This is a genomic window from Nonomuraea sp. NPDC049784, from assembly GCF_040659615.1.
In the GTDB taxonomy this organism is placed as follows: Bacteria; Actinomycetota; Actinomycetes; order Streptosporangiales; family Streptosporangiaceae; genus Nonomuraea.
Genome location: NZ_JBFAMX010000942.1, coordinates 1 through 2,863, shown reverse-complemented (window position 1 = coordinate 2,863; position 2,863 = coordinate 1). Strand labels below are relative to the sequence as shown.

Below are 2,863 nucleotides of genomic sequence, written 5' to 3'. Positions count from 1 at the left end.
GGCGAGAGGTGCGGCCGACAGCGCCAGGGAGGCGAGCTCGCAGGCACAGGCCGCGATCGACCGCCTTGGCGCGGACTCCGACCCCGAGCTGCGCGGCCTGCTGCGGAACGCGGCGGCCGCCGCGCGACGGGCCGCCACTCAGGCGGACCGCGCCCAGGACGCCGCCCAGACGAGCGCCGGCACCGGTACGGGAAGCGACCTCGACGCCGTCGCGGACCTGCGGAACCAGGCGCGGGAACTGGCGAAGCAGGCTCGCGAGATCGCGGCCATGGCGCCCCAACTCGGCTCCAAGCTTGACCGGGCCAGGGATCAGCTCAACGCCCTGGACGCGGGCCTGGGCAAGCTGGCCGGCGGGGCCGCGAAGGTGGACGCGAGCGTGGGCACGGCCGCTACCGGAGCGAACCGGCTCTACCAGGGCGCGACCGAGCTGGCCAACGGTTCCCGCCAGGTCACGAACGGCATCGGCCGGCTGAGCGGCGGGATGATCAGGCTGAGCGACGGCGCGAGCGAGTTGCGCACCGGGGTGGATCAGCTCCACGACGGCGCGGGCCAGGTGGACAAGGGCATGGCCAACCTCGCCGAGGGCTCGGGGGAACTGGCCGGCGGGCTCGGCGACGGCGCCGCCCGGATACCCGATTACGACAAGAACCAGCGTGACGCCCGCGCGGACGTGATGAGCGACCCGGTCCGGCTGGCCAAGAACGTCGACAACGAGGTGCCCAACTACGGCACCGGCTTCGCGCCGTTCTTCCTGCCGCTGTCGCTCTGGGTCGGTGCGATGATCGCGTTCATGGTGCTGAAGCCACTGAACCAGCGGCGGCTGGCGGGGACGACCGGCGCGGTGCGGATCGCGCTGGCGGGCTGGCTGCCGGGGGCGGCGCTCGGGGCGGCGCAGGTAGGCGTGCTGGTGGCGGTGCTGCGGTTCGGGCTCGGGCTGGAGGCTGCGCACTGGGCCGGGGTCACCGGGGTACTGCTGCTCGCGACGGCCGCGTTCATGGCGGTCGTGCAGGCGGTGAACGCGCTGCTCGGCCCGCCCGGGCGGGTCGTGGCGCTGGCGCTGCTGATGCTGCAGCTCACCTCGGCGGCCGGGACGTACCCCATCGAGACGTCGCCCGGGTTCTTCCAGACGATCTCGCCGTGGCTGCCGATGAGCTGGGTGGTGTCGGCGCTGCGCAGGCTGATCAGCGGTGGCGATCCGACCGTGGTGTGGCAGGCTTGCGGCGTGCTGTCGGCTTTCCTCGTACTCGGGCTCGCGCTCACCACGCTCGCCGTGGAGCGTGGCCGCATCTGGTCCGTCAAGCGCCTGCACCCGGAGCTGGCACTGTGAGCGAACGAAGTGAGCGCACCGCCAGACGCGGGAGCCGGCAGGACACCCGGCAGAAGGTGTTCAGGGCGGCTGTGGAGCTGATCGCCGAGCAGGGGTACACGGCCACCACGGTCGACGCCATCGCCGAGCGGGCCGGGGTGGCCAAGGGCACCGTGTTCTACAACTTCGGCAGCAAGGAGGGGCTTTTCGAGGCGCTGCTGGAGCACTCGATCAGTAAGCTCGCCGTGGCGCTGGCCGCCGCCGACACCGGGGAGAGCGCGCTGGACGCGCTCGACTCGGTGGTGCTCGGCCAGCTCAGGTTCTTCGAGGAGCACGGGGCCTTCGCCCGGGTGCTGCTGGCCGAGATGTGGCGGACGGTGTGGCAGGAGGCGGTGGCGCGGCTGCGCCAGAGCGCGCTCAGCGTTTACGCGAACGTGCTGCGCAGGGCCGCCGCGAACGGCGAGGTCCGGGCCGACCTGGACGTGGAGACGGCGGCGACGGCCGTGTTCGGCATGGTCCTGACGGTCGCCATCGAGCGCCGCGCCCTGTATCCGGACCGGCCGATCGAGCGGACTCACGCGACACTCGTCGAACTCCTGCACGGCCGCATCAAGTAGGCCTACCGCGAAACCATCGCCGCCCTCGAACAGCTCGGCGACGCCGTCACCGAGGCCGCTGGGCTTCGGCGGCGGCCTTCAGGTCGCGCAGCCACGCTTCGAGGCCCGAGCCGAGGGCCGCGGTCGCGGTAGGAACATCCGCTTCGACCTGGGCGCCGGTCCAGGTCTCCTCGGTCTGTACGAGGACGCCACCCTTGACCTTGGTGAAGGTCCACAGGTGGACGCCTTCGTCGATGCGCAACCCTTCACCGATCGCGGGTCCGCTCCACAGAATGCAGGCGTTGCGCTTGAGTTGCTTGACGGTGGAGGTGATCGTCAGCGTGGTGGCGGGGGTCGTGGGGGTGGCGGGCGCCGGGGTTGTCCACCGGAACCGCGAGCCCTTCCGGAGGGTCCCGGGGTCGAGGCGTTTGATGGTGGTGACGGGCGGCTGCCAGGACGGCCAGCCTTCCACGTCCGTCTGCAGTTTCCAGATGGTGCTCAGCGGCGCATCGATCACGACGCTGGTTCGGTAGCGGACAAGGGCGGTCGTGTCGACGCCTTCCCCGCGGCATTCGGATGGACTGTTGTGCTGGGCGGCCGGGGCCTGAGCGGGGGCGGCTTGGGCGGGCGGGGCGGCGATCCCGAGGACGCCGGCTACGGCGAGCGAGATCGTGAGGGCGCCGGCGCGCACGCTGGTCCGGGGTTGGACGGTTCGCGAGGTCGTGGGCCGGGACTGCTGGTTCGGCGACGTTGACGGGTGGATGGTGAACATGGGGTTTCCTCTCATTGCGGGTGATCGATGAACTCGTCTGGCGAGTACTACGGGTTGAGCACGACCTTTCCGGCGACGGTGCCGGATTCGGCCAGCCGCAGAGCGTCGGTGATGCGGGTGAGCGGCAGCTGGGCGGCGATCTGGGCGGTGACGTCCCCGCGCTGGAGGGCGGCGAAGACCTGGGCGAGG

Annotated in this window: 4 protein-coding genes; 2 read left to right on the top strand and 2 right to left on the bottom strand. The window is 71.6% G+C overall.

Translation table 11 applies throughout. The features are described from left to right. Both AB0J09_RS61415 and AB0J09_RS61410 read left to right on the top strand, forming a co-directional pair. The coding region (locus AB0J09_RS61415) for a YhgE/Pip family protein (RefSeq protein ID WP_360713293.1) at positions 1 to 1,327 on the top strand (1,327 nt) is incomplete at its 5' end. Further along, a complete protein-coding gene (locus AB0J09_RS61410; RefSeq protein WP_360713291.1) occupies positions 1,324 to 1,923 on the top strand; it encodes a TetR/AcrR family transcriptional regulator in 600 nt (199 codons plus the stop codon). The genes AB0J09_RS61415 and AB0J09_RS61410, both read left to right, overlap by 4 nt. Positions 1,924 to 1,969: 46 nt before the next feature. Here the strand turns inward: AB0J09_RS61410 and AB0J09_RS61405 are convergent, their stop codons facing one another. Both AB0J09_RS61405 and AB0J09_RS61400 read right to left on the bottom strand, forming a co-directional pair. Then, positions 1,970 to 2,674 carry an SRPBCC family protein gene (locus tag AB0J09_RS61405; RefSeq protein ID WP_360713289.1) on the bottom strand — a complete coding sequence of 235 codons (705 nt, stop codon included), beginning with the start codon at positions 2,672 to 2,674 and terminating at the stop codon, positions 1,970 to 1,972. Between the two features lie 47 nt (positions 2,675 to 2,721). Continuing rightward, on the bottom strand, positions 2,722 to 2,863 hold a 142-nt coding region (locus tag AB0J09_RS61400; protein ID WP_360713295.1), incomplete at its 5' end, for a zinc-binding dehydrogenase.